This window comes from Pseudomonas sp. M5 (assembly GCF_016907075.1).
Lineage (GTDB): Bacteria > Pseudomonadota > Gammaproteobacteria > Pseudomonadales > Pseudomonadaceae > Aquipseudomonas > Aquipseudomonas putida_E.
This window is the reverse complement of the sequence record NZ_JAFBBH010000001.1, coordinates 711790-729911: the sequence shown is the minus strand read 5'-3', so window position 1 is coordinate 729911 and position 18122 is coordinate 711790. Positions and strand designations below refer to the sequence as shown.

At 64.8% G+C, this 18122-nt stretch carries 22 protein-coding genes; 4 read left to right on the top strand and 18 right to left on the bottom strand.

Going from position 1 to position 18122, the window contains the following annotated elements; translation table 11 throughout:
• Positions 1 to 14 precede the first annotated feature (14 nt).
• The 4 genes from JOE27_RS03415 (at position 15) to JOE27_RS03400 (ending at position 2600) form a co-directional block, all read left to right on the top strand.
• Positions 15 to 626, top strand: a complete 612-nt coding sequence (locus JOE27_RS03415) for a LysE family transporter (RefSeq protein WP_174141515.1) — start codon at positions 15 to 17, stop codon at positions 624 to 626.
• Between the two features lie 98 nt (positions 627 to 724).
• On the top strand, positions 725 to 1078 hold the full coding sequence (locus tag JOE27_RS03410; protein WP_115274980.1) for a cupin: 354 nt from the start codon (positions 725 to 727) through the stop codon (positions 1076 to 1078).
• Between the two features lie 41 nt (positions 1079 to 1119).
• Complete coding sequence (gene alkB, locus JOE27_RS03405; protein ID WP_046787656.1) at positions 1120 to 1764, top strand: DNA oxidative demethylase AlkB; 645 nt, start codon at positions 1120 to 1122, stop codon at positions 1762 to 1764.
• Positions 1765 to 1877: 113 nt separating this feature from the next.
• Entirely contained in the window at positions 1878 to 2600 is a 723-nt protein-coding gene (locus JOE27_RS03400) for a ribonuclease (RefSeq protein ID WP_115274981.1), read from the top strand.
• Between the two features lie 90 nt (positions 2601 to 2690).
• Here the strand turns inward: JOE27_RS03400 and JOE27_RS03395 are convergent, their stop codons facing one another.
• The 18 genes from JOE27_RS03395 to JOE27_RS03310 all read right to left on the bottom strand — a co-directional run bounded on the left by JOE27_RS03395 (position 2691) and on the right by JOE27_RS03310 (position 18108).
• Positions 2691 to 3542, bottom strand: a complete 852-nt coding sequence (locus JOE27_RS03395) for a CsgG/HfaB family protein (RefSeq protein WP_046787657.1) — start codon at positions 3540 to 3542, stop codon at positions 2691 to 2693.
• Positions 3543 to 3575: 33 nt separating this feature from the next.
• On the bottom strand, positions 3576 to 3989 hold the full coding sequence (locus tag JOE27_RS03390; RefSeq protein ID WP_012314333.1) for a curli assembly protein CsgF: 414 nt from the start codon (positions 3987 to 3989) through the stop codon (positions 3576 to 3578).
• Entirely contained in the window at positions 3986 to 4393 is a 408-nt protein-coding gene (gene csgE, locus JOE27_RS03385) for a curli production assembly/transport protein CsgE (protein WP_046787658.1), read from the bottom strand. Before csgE ends, JOE27_RS03390 begins: the two co-directional genes overlap by 4 nt.
• Complete coding sequence (locus tag JOE27_RS03380) at positions 4390 to 4917, bottom strand: type II secretion system protein (RefSeq protein WP_046787659.1); 528 nt, start codon at positions 4915 to 4917, stop codon at positions 4390 to 4392. The genes csgE and JOE27_RS03380 overlap by 4 nt, the downstream gene beginning before the upstream one ends.
• Positions 4892 to 5266, bottom strand: coding sequence for a type II secretion system protein (locus JOE27_RS03375; RefSeq protein WP_039601767.1), 375 nt, complete (start codon positions 5264 to 5266; stop codon positions 4892 to 4894). The genes JOE27_RS03380 and JOE27_RS03375 overlap by 26 nt, the downstream gene beginning before the upstream one ends.
• A 5-nt stretch (positions 5267 to 5271) precedes the next feature.
• Positions 5272 to 5745: a type II secretion system protein gene (locus JOE27_RS03370; RefSeq protein WP_039601768.1), complete on the bottom strand. Its 474-nt coding sequence runs from the start codon at positions 5743 to 5745 to the stop codon at positions 5272 to 5274.
• Positions 5742 to 7619: a secretin N-terminal domain-containing protein gene (locus JOE27_RS03365; protein WP_115274983.1), complete on the bottom strand. Its 1878-nt coding sequence runs from the start codon at positions 7617 to 7619 to the stop codon at positions 5742 to 5744. The genes JOE27_RS03370 and JOE27_RS03365 overlap by 4 nt, the downstream gene beginning before the upstream one ends.
• Positions 7616 to 8113 (bottom strand): hypothetical protein, encoded by a 498-nt coding sequence (locus tag JOE27_RS03360; protein ID WP_204917863.1) that lies wholly within the window; start codon positions 8111 to 8113, stop codon positions 7616 to 7618. The genes JOE27_RS03365 and JOE27_RS03360 overlap by 4 nt, the downstream gene beginning before the upstream one ends.
• Positions 8113 to 8676, bottom strand: coding sequence for a type 4a pilus biogenesis protein PilO (pilO, locus tag JOE27_RS03355; protein ID WP_046787662.1), 564 nt, complete (start codon positions 8674 to 8676; stop codon positions 8113 to 8115). Before pilO ends, JOE27_RS03360 begins: the two co-directional genes overlap by 1 nt.
• On the bottom strand, positions 8663 to 9205 hold the full coding sequence (locus JOE27_RS03350) for a PilN domain-containing protein (RefSeq protein WP_012314325.1): 543 nt from the start codon (positions 9203 to 9205) through the stop codon (positions 8663 to 8665). The genes pilO and JOE27_RS03350 overlap by 14 nt, the downstream gene beginning before the upstream one ends.
• A 1-nt stretch (position 9206) precedes the next feature.
• The gene (locus JOE27_RS03345) at positions 9207 to 10001 is read right to left on the bottom strand and encodes a hypothetical protein (RefSeq protein WP_046787663.1); all 795 of its coding nucleotides are present in this window, start codon (positions 9999 to 10001) and stop codon (positions 9207 to 9209) included.
• Entirely contained in the window at positions 9982 to 11691 is a 1710-nt protein-coding gene (locus tag JOE27_RS03340; RefSeq protein WP_080952182.1) for a GspE/PulE family protein, read from the bottom strand. Before JOE27_RS03340 ends, JOE27_RS03345 begins: the two co-directional genes overlap by 20 nt.
• A gap of 57 nt (positions 11692 to 11748) precedes the next feature.
• Positions 11749 to 12282 (bottom strand): response regulator, encoded by a 534-nt coding sequence (locus JOE27_RS03335; RefSeq protein ID WP_204917861.1) that lies wholly within the window; start codon positions 12280 to 12282, stop codon positions 11749 to 11751.
• 237 nt (positions 12283 to 12519) lie between these two features.
• Entirely contained in the window at positions 12520 to 13161 is a 642-nt protein-coding gene (locus JOE27_RS03330) for a SurA N-terminal domain-containing protein (protein ID WP_204917859.1), read from the bottom strand.
• Positions 13162 to 13173: 12 nt separating this feature from the next.
• Positions 13174 to 14700, bottom strand: a complete 1527-nt coding sequence (locus tag JOE27_RS03325) for an ABC transporter substrate-binding protein (protein WP_204917857.1) — start codon at positions 14698 to 14700, stop codon at positions 13174 to 13176.
• A gap of 110 nt (positions 14701 to 14810) precedes the next feature.
• Positions 14811 to 15476 (bottom strand): SCO family protein, encoded by a 666-nt coding sequence (locus JOE27_RS03320; protein WP_046787667.1) that lies wholly within the window; start codon positions 15474 to 15476, stop codon positions 14811 to 14813.
• Entirely contained in the window at positions 15473 to 16129 is a 657-nt protein-coding gene (locus JOE27_RS03315; protein WP_204917855.1) for an SCO family protein, read from the bottom strand. Before JOE27_RS03315 ends, JOE27_RS03320 begins: the two co-directional genes overlap by 4 nt.
• Positions 16126 to 18108: a cytochrome D1 domain-containing protein gene (locus tag JOE27_RS03310; RefSeq protein WP_204917853.1), complete on the bottom strand. Its 1983-nt coding sequence runs from the start codon at positions 18106 to 18108 to the stop codon at positions 16126 to 16128. Before JOE27_RS03310 ends, JOE27_RS03315 begins: the two co-directional genes overlap by 4 nt.
• Between the last annotated feature and the right edge of the window lie 14 nt (positions 18109 to 18122).

The window sequence follows — 18122 nt, the reverse complement described above, 5'->3', positions numbered from 1 at the left end:
AAAAGGCGCGTTGCATGGCTCTGGATACCTGGCTCATTTACCTGCTGGCAAGCATCGGCCTGTCGCTGACCCCAGGGCCGAACAGCTTACTGGCGTTGACCCATGGCGCGCTGTATGGCGCTCACCGTACCTTGTTCACCATCGTTGGCGGTGTGTTCGGCTTCAGCGCGCTGATCGCCCTGGCCATGTTCGGCCTGACGGCCCTGCTGCAAACGTCAGCGGCATTGCTGACGGTATTGAAGTGGGTAGGTGGCGCCTACCTGGTGTGGTTGGGGATTACGCTCTGGCGCAGCCCGGCCTTGCACCTTGAAATGAACACGCGCCCCGCAAAGCTGAGCAATGCCGGTCTGTTCCGCCAGGGCCTGCTGTCGGCCATGGCCAACCCCAAGGTGCTGCTGTTCTATGGCGCATTCCTGCCGCAGTTCATCGACCCGCAGCGCGGCTTGCTCATGCAGTTTGTGCTCATGGCCGCCACCTTCGCCAGCGTGGAGTTCGTGGTCGAATACCTGCTGGCTCGGTTGGCGTTCCGTATCAGGCCTTGGCTGGCCAAAGCTGGCAAGGGTTTCAATCGGTGCTGCGGGGGCTTGTTCGCGTTGATCGGAGTGGCGTTGCCTTTCGGCCGATAAATCTCAGAAAATCCCTACATTCGAGATAGGTGGTCAAGAAGCGCGCGACCTTTCGATCCAGTCCATAGTGAAATACCTCCCATACAGCGAGATGCGCTATGACACCTGCCAACGTGCTGACCACCCTCCCACCGTGTGACCCTGCCACACCGGAACGGGTCGATGACCTCCTGCAACGCCCGGGCCTGCGTATCGAGCGCATTGTTTCAAGCGGCCAGTGCAGCCCTGCCGGGTTCTGGTACGACCAGCCCGAAGGCGAATGGATCGTGCTGCTGAGCGGCAGTGCCGGCCTGCGCCTCGAGCATGAAGCCTACACACGGCTGCTGGCGCCGGGTGATTGCCTGGACATCCCGGCCCATTGCCGCCATCGCGTGGAATGGACCGCACAAGGCACCCATACCGTGTGGCTCGCCGTGTTCTATAGCAGTGAAAAACCCTGGCCTGCCTGCTGAGCGGGTTAGAATGGCCACACACATCCCTCGACATCACGACCATGATCCAGTCCGATCTCGACCTGTTCGGCCCCCAGCCACAACGGCTGGCCAGCCACACCGTGCTGTTGCCCGGCTTCGCCCTTGCGCAAGTCGAGCGGCTGCTCGACGCTCTGCGCCCTGTGCTTCGCGCAGCCCCCTTCCGGCACATGCGTACGCCTGGCGGGCTGCACATGGCGGTGGCCTTGACCAACTGCGGTTCGCTGGGTTGGGTCAGCGACGCCAAGGGCTACCGATACAGCCCGACCGACCCAGCCAACGGCGAACCTTGGCCAGCCCTGCCTGAAGCTCTGCTTGACCTGGCCGGGCGTGCTGCGGCCGCGGCAGGCTTCGACGCGTTCGTACCTGATGCCTGCCTGGTCAACCACTATCTGCCCGGTACCCGCCTGAGCCTGCACCAGGATCGCGACGAAGCGGACTTCGGCCAGCCGATCGTGTCGGTATCTCTGGGGTTGCCGGCGGTGTTCCTGCTGGGTGGTTTCCAGCGCTCGGACAAGACCCGGCGAATAGCGTTGAGCCATGGCGATGTGCTGGTCTGGGGAGGTGAGGACCGGTTGCGCTTTCATGGCGTACTGCCGATCAAGCCGGGCGTGCATCCGCGGATGGGCGAGCGGCGGATCAACCTGACTTTGCGCAAGGCGGGGTGATGCAGTCAAATAGCCACCCGACATTTTTGCCAGTAGACGCGCGCCCTCCTGTTCCCGGTTAATTGGGCTGACGCCGCCACTACCAGAGCGGCCTCGTTCAAGGGAGTGAACCCATGCGCATGTTGATCACAATCCTGCTAGTGCTGACCCTCTTCGGGGCAAGCCGCGTCATGGCGCTCGATGCCAATGAAGAGGCCTATGCCGATGCGCCGCCCGCCAAGTACCTGGTCTACTCCGTCACTTGGCAACCAACTTTCTGCATCATGCGGCCCTCAACGCCAGGCTGTGACCAGGCACCGCAACGCTTTCTCACCCACGGTGTCTGGCCCTACAGCGAAAGCATTGGCAACCTCACCAATCGTCACCCCCAGTACTGCACCAAGTCCCCTGACTGCACCAACGGCGAAGCCTGTGCAATGAGGGCCGATGAGATGAGTGCAGTGCTTGCCAACAAAGCCCTGCGGGACATCGTTACCCGCGAGCCCAAGGGTATGTTGGCGCATGAATGGCAAAAACACGGCACCTGCTCGGGCAAGGATATGCAGGCGTACTTTCAGGACTTCGTCGACTTGAGAAAGGTGGTCAGTTTTGACAATGACGCGTTCCAGGCGATGGTAGGGCACGCTACCGAGTTTTCGAAGATTCGCGAGGTCTTCCCTGAGAACACGGCGTTCAGATGTTACCGGGATAAGCAGGGTAAGCAGTACCTGCATGAGGTGTTCTACCTGATCGACGAAAAAGGGAACCCGTATAGGGACGAAACCAACCTGCAGATCGGCGTTCAGTGTGAAGCGCAGAAAACATGGATCCCGGAGCCTGCCAAGGCGACGTCCTGAAGGCAGGCTGTACGTGGACAAGGATGGCACCTCGAGGTACAGCGCGCTCGGACGCCGCTGTACCGGCGAGGGACGATCTCGTCTCCATGGTCATTGCGCCTGAGACTGGCTCAGGTACTTGTCCACCCCAGCCTTGCCATCCCCTGCATCCCCCGCCACCTGCCACAACCGCCGCTCGATCCCCTGTGCCAGCAAATGCCCTACCGCCGACTCGATAGCCGACAGCACGCACAACTGCGCGGGTTCGTTGGTGGTGTAGCCCACTTCTGCTTCGAGCAGCTTCTTGAACTCGATGAACTTGAACACCCCGGCGCTACGCCCCACCGAGTAGATGGTCTTGCTGGTCATCACGTTGGCCAGTACCTGCCCGGTGCGTACGTCCACCGCCCGCAGGTTGACCGTGACCTGATCGACCCGGTACTCGCGGGAGATGTCGATGCCCAGGTAGCGTGCCCCTTCCCCGCCGCTGCGCACATTGGTGTCGTAGGCGATGATGCCGCCTTCGAGCATCAGGTTGGCCGCTTGCAGCGGCGGCAGCTCGGTCTGGATGTTCTCCGGTACGTCGGCCTTTTTCTGCGAGGCGCGGATGATCTTGCGTTCGGTCAGCAGGTTCTGCAGGCCTTCACGCTCCAGCACCACGAACCAGCCGCTGGCATTGAGGGCATCCATCAGCATGCTCGCCGCCCCTTGGGTGACACTGGTGGAAAACGAGCTGGCCGGGGTCGGCTTGTATTGCCCGGTCTGGTCGCGGAAGCCATACACCACCGCCATCAGCCGGCCCTTGGGGCGTGGCATGTTGATCAGGTCGTAGTAAGTCGACGCGCGCGGGGTCAGGGTCGGGCTTTCCGAGTCCTGTTCGGCCGACATCGGTTCGCGCAGGCCGCAACCTTGGAGGCCTTGCAGGGCGGCGAGGATCAGCAAAGTGCTCAGCAGACGTTTCATGGTGTTCTCTCCCCAGATAACAACCCGTCCCTCTCAGGGGTTCAGGCCGCTGACCTCAATGATCGAAATTTCTCCTGTGACGCGGTCGGTGACCTTGATGCTCAGGGCACCGGAGTCATCGATCACATCGATCAGGAAGGCATCGGTGGCCATGCTGCCGGTTTGGCCATTGCTGATGTTGTCCAGCAACTGCGACAACATCCGCGACTCCAGCTGGTTGCTGAAGCGCTCCAGGGCCGAGGTACCGCCAAAGGCGGAGGTGCGGTCCTTGAGGTCGGGGTCGTCATAGTCGTTCTGCGCCTGGGCATTGTTCAGCAACCAGGTGCCGTTGAGCGGGTTGCCACCGAACGCCGGGTTGACCGGGGTGTACACCAGCTCCGTGGCCTGGGCGGTAACGGCGCAGGCCACGAGACAGGCGGCGATGCAGTGGGGTATACGCGTGTTCATAGCTCGTCCCTCTCCAGATCAGTGGTGTCTTGCAGCAGGCGTTGCAGCTTGCGTTGAATCACCTCCTGCTTGACCAGGTCGGCGGCCGCAACGGCCTCTTCTTTCAGTTGGGTGACGTTGGGTGGCAGAAAGCGGCGGTACAACACGTCGCGCTCGAACTCCACCGTGATCAGGCTGCCCCAGCGGGCATCCGGGCGTTCGCGCACCACCAGGTTGAAATCCAAGCGGCTGGTGGCGCGCAGGCGGTCGGCAAAGTAGTAGTAAAAGTCGTGGCCGATGTGCGAGATGGTGTTGTCGACGATAAAGCCCTTCATCTCGTCTTCGGCATCGGCCTGCGCCACATCGGATACCCCGGCGGCCAGCAGCAGGCCAAGGCTCAGGCAAAACACGTTCAGGCGTTTCATGGCGCGTCCCCCGGGCTGCTGTGGGTCTGTGCGCCACTGGCGCTTTCGTTGAAAGCCTGCTCGGCGACGAACTGCCAGTCGCTGTAGTGCTCGAGGCCTTCGAAGCCGGACCACTGCGTGTCGAAGCCGCTGCGTTTGAACGGGGTGGCGTCGGAGCGGCTGTGCACCCCGGTGATACGCCCGTCGATCGAACGCAACAGCCCCCATTCATCACTGCCGGTGACCGGGTCCGGGTACAACCGGCGGATGTGCCGTTTCGGCTCGGGAAAACGGTTGTCCTCAAGCAGGTCGGCCAGCGCCTGCGGGTACTGCGCCAGGCCTGGCGAAGCGCGGTAATAGCTGCGCAGTGCCTGGGCATACTGGCCACCCACCCACAGCAACTGACGCTCCTTTTCGCGCTGCGCCGCGCTGGACCACAGCGTGCCGCTGGACGCCAGGGCCACGCTGCTGGCTGCGATCAGCAGCAATACACCCAGGTAGGTGAAGCCGTTGCAGGCCTTACCATTGTGCGAAGTGGCTGCCATCACGTGCCCTCCCTGTCGCACCGCTCTTGATGTCGGCCACGCCTCCGGCCACCCCTTCTGGCGGCGGCACCAGTTGCCAGGCATCACCGCGTTCGGTAATCGGGTCGATCGGGGTGTTGCGCAGGTAGCGCTGCTCGACCAGTTGTTCCAGCGAGTCGGGGTAGCGGCCGGTGTCGCCGTAGTAGTGGTCCAGCGCCTCACGCAGCACCGCCAGGCTCTGGCGCAGGGCAGCCTCACGGGAGCTTTCCAGGCTGTTGAAGTAACGTGGCATGGCAATGGTCATCAGCGTGGCGATGATCGCCATCACCACCAGCAGTTCGATCAGGGTGAAACCTCGGCTGCGTTTCATGGCCGTCACCATTGCCCGTAGGGGATGTTGTTGAGGCCTTTGCCGCGGGCCTTGGAGTACACGTCGTAAACGTCTTCGCCGTCACGCGGGTTGTCCGGCCCGCTGTCATAGGCGCGCAAGCCCCAGCCACCGCCGTCATCGTCTTTTGCCGCTACCAGCGGGTCGTGCGGGATGCGCCGCAGGAAGTAGAACTTGTTGCCCTTGGCGCTGCGTACATCGCGCACCCCGTCGACCAGTACCTGCAGGTTTGGCGGGTAGCCACTGGCATCCAGGCCTTTTTCGATGAAACCTGCGTCGAAGGCCCGTTTGTAGGCATCGATGGCATCGCGGATCTGGTACAGCGCCTGACGCAATTGCTGCTCCTTGGTGCGGCGCACCACGGTTTCGGTCAGCGGTGCAGCCATGCTGGCGAGCAGCCCGAGCAATGCCAGGGTCAGCACCACCTCGATCAGGCTGAAGCCTTGCACGCGGCGTTTCATGGCCGTGGGCCCTTGCTGGCAGGCACCACCGCCATCTGGCTGTCGACAACCGGTGCATCGCCAGGCGCCTGGCCCGGCTCATCGGCCGGCAGCGCGCCGGCTGGCAAAGGCAGGGCCAGTTGGCGCACCTGCATGCTCGATTCGGTACCGGTGGCGAACTCCATGTCCGAGGGGCTCTGGTAAGGCAGGTTGCGTACGATCCGCGGGGTGATCGCCAGTACCAGTTCGGACTTGCTCATGTCATCGCGGTTGCTGCCGAACAGCCGGCCCAGGCCAGGGATGTCGCCCAGGCCCGGGATCTTGTTGCCGCTGGAGGTCTTGTCGTTGCGCACCAGCCCCGCCAGCACCTGGGTTTCGCCGTCGTGCAGGCGCAGGCTGGTCTGGGCGTTGCGGGTGTCGACCTGGACCGGGATGGTGCCCTGGCGGGTCGGCTCCAGCGGGGTGGCGTTGCTGACCTCGAGCGCCACCTTGATCGCCACCTCGTTGTTCAGGTGCACGGTAGGCTGCACTTCAAGCTTCAGACCGACATCCAGGTAGGTGACGCTTTCGGTGATCACCGGCCCTTGGGTGGAAGGTACCGAGGTGGCGCTGATGATCGGCACACGCTGGCCGATGTGGATGCGCGCCTGCTCGCGGTTGCTGACGCGGATCACCGGGCTGGCCAACGTGTTGATGTCCTTGTCCTGGGCGTTGATCTTGGCCTGGGGCGCCGGCGAGATGCTGATACGCCCGGAGTTGATGCCGCGCAACTGGTCCAGCACGCTGACCGGGTTGCCCTCATCGCTCAGCACCCCGAAGGTATTGGGCCATTGCAGGCCAAGGTCGAGGATGCGCGAGCGGGCCACCTCCATCACCTCCACTTCCAGCACCACTTCAGGGTTGGACTGGTCCTGCGACTGCAGCAGCTTCTCGGCCATGCGCACGGCGTCGGGGGTGTCGCGCATGGTCAGGGTATTGAGGCGCTCATCAACGAATACATCGCGGGTCTTTAGCATGGTCTTGACCATGTTCAGTGCGGTGTTGGCATCGATGCTGGTCAGGTAGAACGTGCGCATGACCAGTTCCTGGTAGTCCTTGGTCTTCTGCGGCGAGTCGGGGTAGACCAGCAAGGTGTTGTCGTTGACGATCTTCTGGCGCAGCTGGTTCTGTTCCAGCAACAGGGCTATGGCATCCTCGATGCGCACCTCGCGTACGAAGATGGTGGCCTTCATGTCCGGGCGCAGGTCCTTGTCGAAAATGAAGTTGATGCCGGCCACCTGGGACAGCACTTCGAAAATGACCTTGAGCTCGGCATCGCGAAACTCCAGGGTCACCGGGCGTTCCAGCTTGCTGCGCAGTTGCGGGAAGGGCTGCGCCGTGCGGGCCTGGACGTTCTCGATATCGCTGCGCAGCATGATGCCCTTCTGGTTTTGCGGGTCCAGGCGCAGCACCTCACGCATGTAACGCTCGGCACCGAACAGGTCGCCCTGGCGCAGCGCAGCCTGGCCCAGCGCAACACGGTCATCGAGGGTGCGCATCAGTTCCAGCTGGCGGATGCCCTCATGCGCGCGGCGGTTGTTCGGTTCCAGGGTGAGCACGCGGCCATAACCAAGGCGCGCGCCGGCGAAGTCGTGGCGGATGCGGTCGCTGTCGGCCTGGCCAAGCAGCGCCTCGACCGCGTGCTGGCGGCCTTGGGCCAGGGCAATGTTCAGGTCGGTGTCACGCGGGTCGTCGCGCAGCGCCTCTTCCAGGCGAGCGATACCGGCCTCGTACTGGCCTTCTTTCATCAGCGCCTGGCTGTCTTTGCGCACCGCGCTCGAACCGCAGCCGGCAATGGCCACGCAGAGCGCCAGCAGCATGAACGGAGCAGGCTTGCACAACTTCGATGGCTTCATGGTGCGCTCCCGACAGACAGAGTCTGTGACTGGTGCAAAGGCAGGTAGACCAGGCCCAGCTCATTGGCCGAAACCCGATCGAGGCGGTAGGTGTCGTCAATCACGTCGCCCTGACGCACGACGTAGAGTTTTTCGCCGCTGCGCAGGAAGACCTGCAGGTCATCGCGATCGCCCAGGCGGCCGACGAACTGGAAAGGCAGCGCCGGGGCTGCGGGGGCAGCGGCTACCACCGAGGTGGCGACCACAGGTTGTTCGGTGACCGTGGCCAGGGCCTTGGGTTTGGTCCATTGCTGGCGGGGGAACAGGTCGCGCGTGGCCTGTTCTGGCTTCATCACCGGTACGCCGGCACTCTCAGAAACCGCTTGTGTGGACGCCGGCTTGCCGGCGATCAGGGCCTCCTCGCTGCCCTCGCCGAACCAGTGCCCAGGCGCCCAGGCCAACGCCCCGGCAAGCCCCAGAAACCCCGCCCACACCACTGCACGCTGAGTGTTCATCACGACCTCGACAGGTAAAGGGTCATGCGCAGGCGGCCATTGAGTTCACTGTCGCCAATGCGCTTGCGCTGCAGCTCCAGGTCTTCCAGCACCAGGGTCGGCAACTGGCCCAGCAGGCCGCGCACAAAGCCGCGGATCTGCGGATAGCTGCCACGTACCGGCAGGACGATCTGGTAACGCGCCAGCTGGGTCTTGGGGTCGACACCCAGGGCGTACTCACCACGGGCCAGGCTGATTCGTTGGGCGCTGGCCAGGTGGTACAGGCGCTCGATCAGCTCGCTGGCTTCAGGTTGCCCTGGCAGTTGCTGGCGCAGGCTGTCCAGCGCTTGCTGTTCAGGCTTGACGGCGACTTTGAGCTCGCCGCGCCTGACCCGCTCGACCTGGGCGCTGGCATCGGCCTCGCTGGCGCGCAGCTCGCGCAGGGCCTGCCACTGCGGCAGCACCCCGGCCAGCGCTACAGCGACTGCCAGGACGGCCATTGCGGCGCCGGCCAGGCCGACCGGGCCGATACGGCGCAACTGCTCCTGAAGGATCAGGCTGTTTATCGAGTCAGGGGCGCGCATGGCCGGTCTCCCAGGTGGCGGTAAGGGTGAAGCGCACCGGGTGCTCGGGTTGGCCCGCCACCACCTCATGGTTGAGCAGCGATACATCGCTGAGCTCGGTGCTCTGTTCCAGGCGGTGGTGGTACTGCAGCATCGCTTCCAGGTTGCGGGCCTCGGCGGCAATGCGCACCTGGCCCTTGCGGGCATCGGGCGTCAGGCTGAGCAGGGCCACGTCTTCCTGGGGTTGCGCTTCAAGCATGGCGAACAGTTGCTGCCAGGGCCGTTGCAGTTGCTGTGAAACACTGCGCATCTGCGCCAGGCGTTCGGCCTGCTCGCGGCTGGCGGCGCTGTTCTGCGGGGCGACCGTGGCCGGGCGGCGGCCCAGTTGCAGCTCCAGGCTGTGCAGCCGGGCCTCAAGGTGGACCTGCTCGGCTTGCAGGTGCTGTTGCAGCAGTACCAGCACGGCCACCACCGCGCCGCCCAGGGCCAGCAGCGACCAGGCCAGCGGGCTGCTGCGCCGGGGCTGGAATTCCAGGTCGAGGCGGCGCATGTCAGGCCACCGCCCGCCACATGGCGCACAGCGGGTCGGCTTCGCTGGCCGGCTGGCACAGCTGCACCGCCGCCAGTTGCGGCACGTCGCCCCGGCCCGGGGCATGCAGGTAGACCTGCGGCATGTGCTCGCCATACAGCTCGCAGGTCCGTTCGATCAGCGCCTGCAGGGCTTGGTCGCTGTCGGCGCAGCCCTGCGTCAGCACCTGCTGCCAGGCGCCACCGGCGGCCAGCAGCAACACGCTGCGCCGTGGCTCGGCGAGGACAAACAGGAAATCGCCCGCCTGCAGCTGCGATGAGCAGCGGTTGTAGGCAGCCATCAAGTACGGCTGCACCGAACGCAGGCGCAAGCGATTTTCCCGGGCCAGTGCCTGCAGCCCCTGCAGCAGTGCCTCAGGCAGCGCTGTGGCGATACGCGCAGCGCCGGCCGGCTCTGGCGAAAGGGCGATGCGCCAGTCGTCGAGCGGCTGGGCATAGAGGTTCTCGAAGCAGGCCCGGGCGTAGGCCTCAAGCTCGCGTGGATGGCTGATGGCAGCGCTCCAAGGCACCAGGCAGAACCGGCTGTAGCGCGCCGACAGCAGCACCTGGCACTGGCCACCGCGCACGGCATGCTCGCCCAGCAGCGCGGCCAGGGCCTGCAGGGCAGCATCCCAGGCCGGTTGCCCGGCGTCACCGGTGAAGGCGCGGCTGCCCAGCCATTGGTGCTGGTTGCCGTGCCAGCGGCCCAGGCCGACGCCTTCGGCGCCGAGCACGGCGCAGTAACGGGTAGAGGCATGATCACGCAATGAATGTGACACGGTTGATCTCCTCAAGCGTGGTACGGCCCTCACGGACCAGGTCCAGGGCGGATGCGCGCAGCAGACGCAGGCCGCGCTGGCAGGCCAGCGCCTTGATCTGCGCCAGCGGGCGTCGTTCGACGATCATCTGCCGCAGGTCGTCGTCCAGGTGCAGCAGTTCGGCGATGGCGCTGCGGCCGCGGTAGCCACTGCCGCGGCACTGGCCACAGCCCTGGGCGCGGACGAACGTCCAGCCCTGCACGGCGTCACGGGTAAGGCCGGAGGCGGCCAGGGTTTCGTCATCGGCCTCGCACGGCGTGCAGCAATGCGGGCAGGCCAGGCGGATCAGGCGTTGGGCCAGCACAGCGTTGAGGGCGGAGACGAAGCTGTAGGGGTCGACCTGCATCTGGCTGAAGCGGCCGATCACATCGAAAACGTTGTTGGCGTGGATGGTGGTGAACACCAGGTGGCCGGTAAGTGCCGACTGCACGGCGATCTGCGCGGTGTCGGGGTCGCGGATTTCGCCGACCAGGATCTTGTCCGGGTCGTGGCGCAGGATCGAGCGCAGGCCACGGGCGAAGGTCAAACCCTTCTTCTCGTTGACCGGGATCTGCAGCACGCCGGGCAACTGGTACTCGACCGGGTCTTCGATGGTGATGATCTTGTCCACACCGTGGTTGATCTCGCTGATCATGGCGTAGAGGGTGGTGGTCTTGCCGCTGCCGGTGGGGCCGGTGACCAGGATCATGCCGTAGGGCTCGGCGGCCAGGCGGCGCAGGGCGCGCAGGGTTTCATCGGCAAAGCCCAGGGCCTGCAGCTGCACGCCGCTGACACGGTCGGACAGGTCCTGTTTGTCGAGCACCCGCAGCACGGCGTCTTCACCGAAGATGCTGGGCATGATCGACACCCGGAAGTCGATCTGGCGCTCGCCTACGGCAACCTTGAAGCGGCCATCCTGGGGCACGCGCTTTTCACCGATGTCCAGCTCGGCCATGACCTTGATGCGCGAAATCACCTGGTCGGCGAAGGCGCTGCCACTGGCTTTGCCGGCCGCGTTGAGCACGCCGTCGATGCGGTATTTGATGGTCAGGCCCTGGCCGGTCATGCCCAGGTGGATATCGCTGGCATGCTGCTTGAGGGCGTCGTAAAGGGTTGAGTTGACCAGCTTGACCACCTTGCTCTGGTCTTCGCTGATGCTGGTCAGCGACAGCCGTTGCAGCGGGTCGCTTTCGCTGCTGGCTTCGGCGTCGTGATCGAGGGCATCGACGGCGTGAAAGCTTTCTTCGTGGCGGGCCAGGAAGGTGGCAAGGTCGGCGGCGTGGGCCAGGTACAAAGGCGCGCCTTGCAGCACATCGTCGATCCAGGCCAGGCGGGCGTGGTCGAAGGGGTCGGCGAACACACCCCGCAGTTCACCGCCCTGCTCTATCAGCACGAACTCGCGCTTCAGGCATTGGGCCAGGCTGATCTTGTCGAAACGAGGGGTGCTGGCCAACAGGCTCTGGCTGTCCAGTACCGGGTAATGCAGGGTGCTGCCCAGGCGGCGGATGAAGGTGTCGGGGGTGTCGCAGGCGAGGCGTTCGAGGCAGTTGAGCAGGCGCTCGCCGCTGGCTTGCAGGCGGGCCTGGGCCATGAGATCGCGGGGGTAGCTTGAGGCTGGCGGAGCCTGTACCGGCGATGAGGCCGAAACGCTGTGGTCGAATACATCTGACATGGCCTGCGACTCCGCTCAGGGGGCGCGTCGCAGGCTCGGTGAGGGCTGCGGGCGCCGCTATTCCCCGGTGAGCAGTTGGTCGTCGTCGGGTCCAGGGGGCTTGGCGCCATTACGGCGGCGGTCGGCCAGTACCCAGCTACCATCGAACAACTGCAAGGGGAACGATTCGTTCCTGTTCTGGCGTCGTTCGACGAACCCTTCTGCCGGGTTGTCCGTGGCCCTGCGCCGGCGCTCGATGCCCATCAGGTCGAAGATCGGGCGCGCCAGTTCCGACAGCGGGAACGGCTTGAACAGGACATGGGTCACGCCAAGTTCGGCGGCTCGCTCACGGACCTCGGCGGTCGGGTGGGCGGTGATCAGCACGAAGTGGCACTGCCTGTTCTTGCGCACAGTCTCCAGGACCTGAAAACCCTCCATATCGGGCAAGCGGTAATCCAGCACGATCACATCCGGTGCCAGGCACTCAGCCAGGCCGATACCACTGGCACCGTCGTGGGCAACATGGACTTCCAGGCCTTGCGCCTGCAGGTACGCTTGCAGGTTTTGCGCAAGGGTCTGTTCGTCATCGACTACCAATACTCTGTTCACCAAGGTCGACTCCCAAGAACTGCCCGGTTCCCCGGTCTGCGAAGTGCGGCCTTGGTAAGGCTTGAGCAGGCTTCGTGCCAGGCATGAATAGTCATGTTGCACCACGTCAAGTTATTGATTTTGCTGGCACCTTTGATAGCCCTACGAACAGGCTCAGGCTCGCTGCCCCACATCCGGGGCACCTGATGGCACTTTGCCAAGCCGTTATTCCCCAGCTTTGGGGAAACGCCATCGCAGGCTTCAGTCAGCGATTTCCACTTTAGCGGATTCGCGCAAACGTTGGCGCGCCGCTTGCCGGGACTGTGCCTGCAATTGGCTGATGAGCGAGGCCCTGGCCAGCACCAGGCTCTGTTCGCGTATGACCGAAGAATTATCACTTTGGTTCTGCGCTCCTTGCAGTCTCTGTTGGTTGGCCTGATAAAACGCTTCCACCTCGGCCTGGGTGGGTTCGGCTACCGCGCTGAGCTGGGCATACACCTGTTGCGCTGCCAGCTCCCGGTGCAGGTAGTCAGCGTATGCTGCGCGGTCGAACCCTGCCTCTGCAAGCCGTCTTTCAAACAGCGCCGGGCTAGAGAATGCCGCCTCGACTTCGCCGAGCTGTGCTGACACCTGTTCATCGCTGATGGCGATACCGCGGCGCTGGGCTTCTTGCCACAGCAACTCCTTGTCGATCAGTTCGTCCAGGGCCTGGCTGCGCAGACGTTTGTACAGCGCAGGGTTGCGGATACTGGTCACCGCCCGCCCCTGTGCCTGCAGATACTCGCTGAAATAGCGCTCCAGGCGCAGCAGCCCGATGTCCACACCATTGACCCGCGCCGCCGGGCTATCGGCCCAGCCCGCCTTGGCGACCAGCAGCAACAGGCACAGCAACAGGATACGCATGGCAACCTCCACTCAAGGGCTGACCGGTACAGGCCGATACGGGGCGACAGCTGTAAAGCGTGGCCCAGGCAGCGCCACCGCGACCACATGGGCGCCGGCCAGGCCCTGGCGCTGGCCCGGCCCGAAGCCCAGCGGCGGGGTCAGGCCGGTATCGACGCCATGCAGGCCCTCCAGCGCCGCAACCAGGCGCTCGCGGCTGGCGTCACGGCCGATCTGTTTGAGGGCTTCGCCAAGCAGGCGCAGGGCACATAGGGTGTTGACTTGCAGCGAGGCCTGACGCGTGTCGAGGCCTTGACGCTGCTGCAGGCCGGCCAAGGTCGCCATGCCCTGTTCGGTCCAGTCGGCGGGCACGAACGGATAGGCCAGGAACACCCGCTGCGACCACTGGGCCGGTAGCGAGGCCACGGCACCGGCCACCTGGCTGGAGGTGGCGAACAGATAGGGGGCACGGCCTGCCGCCTGCAACGCCGTGGCCAGCTCGGCAAAGGCCTGGGCGCGGCCTAGAAAAACAATGCCCTGCCCCTGCACCGGCTGGCCTTTGAAGGCCTCGACCGGTGCTGGCGCCCAACCCAGCTGCTGCAGGCGCTCGCGCACCTGTTCGGCTTGCGCCGCCTGGTCATCGCCGGCATACACCACACGCAAGCCATCTGGCGCCAGGCCCAAGGTATCGCGGGCATGCACGGCCAGGCTCAGCAATTGCGTGGCGATACCTGGCATGGGGTCGAATATCTGCGCACTGCCGCCACCGCGCGGTGTACTGCCAACCAGTGGCACGCCGTGCTGTTCGAGCAGCAGGGCCAGGCGCGGGTCGAGCATCGGTGCCAGCGGGCTGATCAGCGCAAATACCCGCTGCTGCTCGAGCAACTGCTGCAGCGCATGCTCGGCACTGGCCAGGTCGCTGCCGGGGTCGATCACCACCAGTTCCAGGCGCCGGCCATGAACGCCGCCCTGCTGATTGAGCTGGGCCACCCCGTCCTCGAGCACCGCGCGCACCACCTGCCCGGCCTCGGCCAACGGCCCGCTGGCGGGCAACAGGGTACCCAGGCGTAGCACCCCTTCTTCCACGCCAGGGTCGCGCTCATCAGCCAGGCGTTTGAGGTAGGCGGTGAGGTTGCGCTGGTCGGCCAGGGTCAGTTCAAAGCGAGGCATGGCCGGGTCCAGGCGGTTGCCGGCCGGGTCCAGGCCGTGCTGGATGGCGCGGGCCAGGCTGTTGTCGGTGTAAGCCGGGTAGCTGCGCCCGTTGCTCTGGCGTGCGCCCTGGCCCTGGGCCAGGCGCTGCCAGTCGAGGCTGGGCGGGCGCACCCCGCCTTCGGCGCGGCCACGGCCATCATTGCCGTGGCAACTGGCGCAGGGCAACACGCTGGCGGGCACGCGCATGTCGCTGGCACCTACGCGGGCCAGTAATTGTGCGTCGCTGCTGGATAGGCCTTGGCGGTACAGGCGTTTACCGGCTTGCTCGTGGGCGGTGAGGTCCAGGGCAAGCGCCTGAACGCAGCAGGTCAGGCCCAGCGCCAAGCAAAGTAATCTCGCTGTGTTCATTCTGGCCTCATCGCCGGCAAGCCGGCTCCCACTGTGTTCTGCGCCGCTGCGCAGATCCTGTCAGTGCTGCCACTGTGTTCTGCGCAGCTGCGCAGATCCTGTGAGTGCATTTATCGTCCGGCCAACGGCTGGGTCAGCAACTGCATGCGCTGGGCAATGGCCGCTGGCGGTGCATCGGGGCGGATCTTGCTCCAGCGCTTGCCCGCCACGTCACCGGCTATCAGTTGGGTCGAGTGCTGCTCGGGGCTGGGCAGGAACTGGCCGATACGCCCCAGCACCAGATCGACGCTGGCCTTGTCGCCGGTCAGGAACAGCCAGTTGGCGCTGTCCACCCCCTGTTTTTCAGCAAAGGCCTTGAGCGCTGCCGGGGTGTCGTTGAGCGGATCGCTGCTGATGGACACGAAGGTCACCTGGCTGGCCAGCTCCGGGCCCATGGCCTCGCGCACCTCACGCAGCTTGCGGGTGATCAGCGGGCAGGCATCGGTGCAGTGGGTAAAGATGACGTTGAGCATCACCACTTTGTCTTTGAGCACATCACTGTAAAAGCGCAGCGCGCGGCCATTCTGGTCCTGGAGCACGGTGTCGGTGAACCAGGTGTGCGCATCGCGGGTGCCTTCGCCACTGGCCATCACCGGGGGCGAAGGCTGCGGGCTGGGAGCGCTCGGTGCATGGCCTTCGTGGGCCATGGCGACCGACGCGAAGATCCACAGGCAACCGGCCAGGGCCAGCCAGTCGAAGCTGCGCATGCCGACGCGACAGGACGCTTGGCTGCTCATGGTTGCACCTCCTGGTGCTCGGCTATGGCCGTACTCTTGGCATGCACCCGACGGGCGCTGAGGCGGTTGATCTCGTCGATCAGCACGGCCGGGTCGGTGAAGCCGTAATAACGCGTCCAGTGGCCGCTGTGCCCGTCACCCACCATGATCATCGGGGGGTGCTGGCTGAGGTCGGCACTGAAGCTGCCCAGGCCTTTGAGGGTCTCGGTGATGGCATAGGGCGAGCCGGTCAGCCAGCTCCAGCCGGGGCCATGCTGGAAGGCCTTGGCGTAACTCTGCAAGCGTTTGAAGTCGTCACGCTGCGGATCCACGCTGATCGACACCAGGCGGACTTCCTCGCCTACCCGGCCACCCAGTTGCCGCTGGACCTTGCCCATGATCGAAGACACTACCGGGCACACCGTGGTGCAACTGGTGTAAATGAAGCCCATCACCACCAGATGATCGCCGACCAGGTCCTTTTCCAGGCGCACCGGCATGCCATCCTGATCGAGCAGTGAAACATCGGCAAAGCGCACACTGGCTTTCTCCTGATGTGCCGCTGGCGGCTGCGGAGCATGCCCACTGTGGTCATGGCCCGCGTGGGCCAGGGCGAGCTGGCTGGCCATGGCCATGGAAAGTGCGAGCAGCTTGCAAGAATGTCTGGCGTTCATTGCACATTCCTCACTTCAGTCTGGGAAGCAGTAGACGCTGCAGCCGGCAGGACACGCAGGCTGGTGTAGTTTTCTTCGGCGAACTTGTGCCCCAGCGACGGCGACTGCACATGCAGGTACCACGCGCCGGCTTCAGGCAGCATCAGTGCAGCCTGGTAAATACCCTCGCCCACCTCTTCCAGGCGCAGGTTGCGCGGCATCGATGACGGCGCCAGGAAGTAGCGCAGGGTCAGGTCGTCCAGGCCAAGGCGCGGGCGGCCGTCGTCACCGAGGATGCGCACTTTGGCGGTGATGGCGCGGTGCTGTGGCAAGGGCTGGTCCAGGCCGATGAACTCGGCATGCGCGCCCTTGCGCTTGACCGCATCCGGGGCGGCAGCCACGTCGGTGCTGAAACAGTGGATGATCTGCGGCTGGTTGAGCAGGAACGCCACGTCGAACTTGCCCGACGCCGGCATTTTCACCGTCGAGCCATACACCCCCGGGGCCAGTTCGCGCAGGCTGCGGTCGATGACGATGGCGGCGCGGGCCTGGTGGCCGCGGTTGTTGTAACCCGACATCGGGGCATTCATGCCTTCGGTATAGAAGTACGTGGTGTTGTCCACCGGATTGACCACGAATACCGAATTGTCGTCCCGTGACACCGACAACCCCTGGGCCAATGGCAGGTCCCCGGCCTGGCGCGGCGCGGCGGGGCCGGCATCGAAGCCCTGGATGATCGGCTGGCGGCCTTCGCCCAGGCTGCTGAGGTTGATCATGCTGACCTTCGAAGACGCCAGGCCGCGCACGTAGGCATAACCTTTGGTGAACGTCAGTTGGTACGGCTCGGCCGCCACCGGGATGCGGTGGATCAACCTGTCGGTACTGGCATCGATCACCAGGGCCTGGTTTTCCAGGGTGTTGAGGACGATGCCGTAACGGCCATCGCTGCTGAAGCGCATCGGCCCCAGGCCCTGCTCGGCCTGGACGGTATGGCGCAACTGATGGCTGCGGGCATCGTACACACGCACCGTGCCTTCTGAACCATCGCTCACGTACACCGCCTGGGACAGCGCCGAGTAGGCCACTGCCAACGGATGCGGGCCAACTTCGAGGGTTTTCACCAGGCGCATCTCGGGGATGTCGATGATGCTCAGGGTGCCGCCGTCTCGGTTGCTGACGTAGGCGTAGCGCGAATCGGCGCTGAAGGCGATTTCGTGGTGCCCGGAGCCGGTGGCGAAGCTTTTCAGCGTGCTGCGGCTGTGCACATCGATCACCGTCACCCCGCCCTTGGCCGGGTCATCGCTGTTGTTGCCAACCCACAAGCGGCGCTGGTCCGGCTGCAGGGCCACGCGCAACGGCATCTCGCCGGCCTCCAGGGTGGCCACGCGGGTAAAAGTTTCGGTGTCGATCACCGCGACCTCGCCGCGCTCGGGTATCGACACGAATACCTGCTTGTCATCGCCGGTAGCCACCCAGTCCATGGGCCGACCCGGCAAATCGATGCGTGCCAGGGTGCTGGTAACACCGCCCACCGAGACTGTCGGGTCGATCACGGTCAGGCTGGCATCCTTGTTCAGCACCAAAAGGAAGTAGCTGTTCAGGTCCAGCAGCGGCCTGGCACCGATGCTGCTCTTGAGAAACAGCGCCACCCGGGCCTTGCAGCTCTGGTCACGGCTGCTTTCCAGCGGGGCCGATTGCGCCGGGTCGATCCACGCCCCTGGCGCCATCCCCGACAGCGGTTGGCCGCTGTTCTGGTCGGTGACCTTGAAGCGGATATTGGCGAAGGCGCCTTCGCGCAGCTCGCTGCCGGCCAGGGGCCGGGCTTCGAACTCCACGGTCACCCCATCCCGGCTGAGCCGGTGCAGCGCCTGCGGGTCGGCAGGCTCCTGCAGCAGCTCGCGCGGGTCGCACCAGAGCTCCTCGTACGCCACGCCCAGGCCGATCAACGCCGTGCCCAGCAATACCCCCAGCACGGCGGGGCGGATTTTCCTGTTATGCATATTGGTGCGCCCCT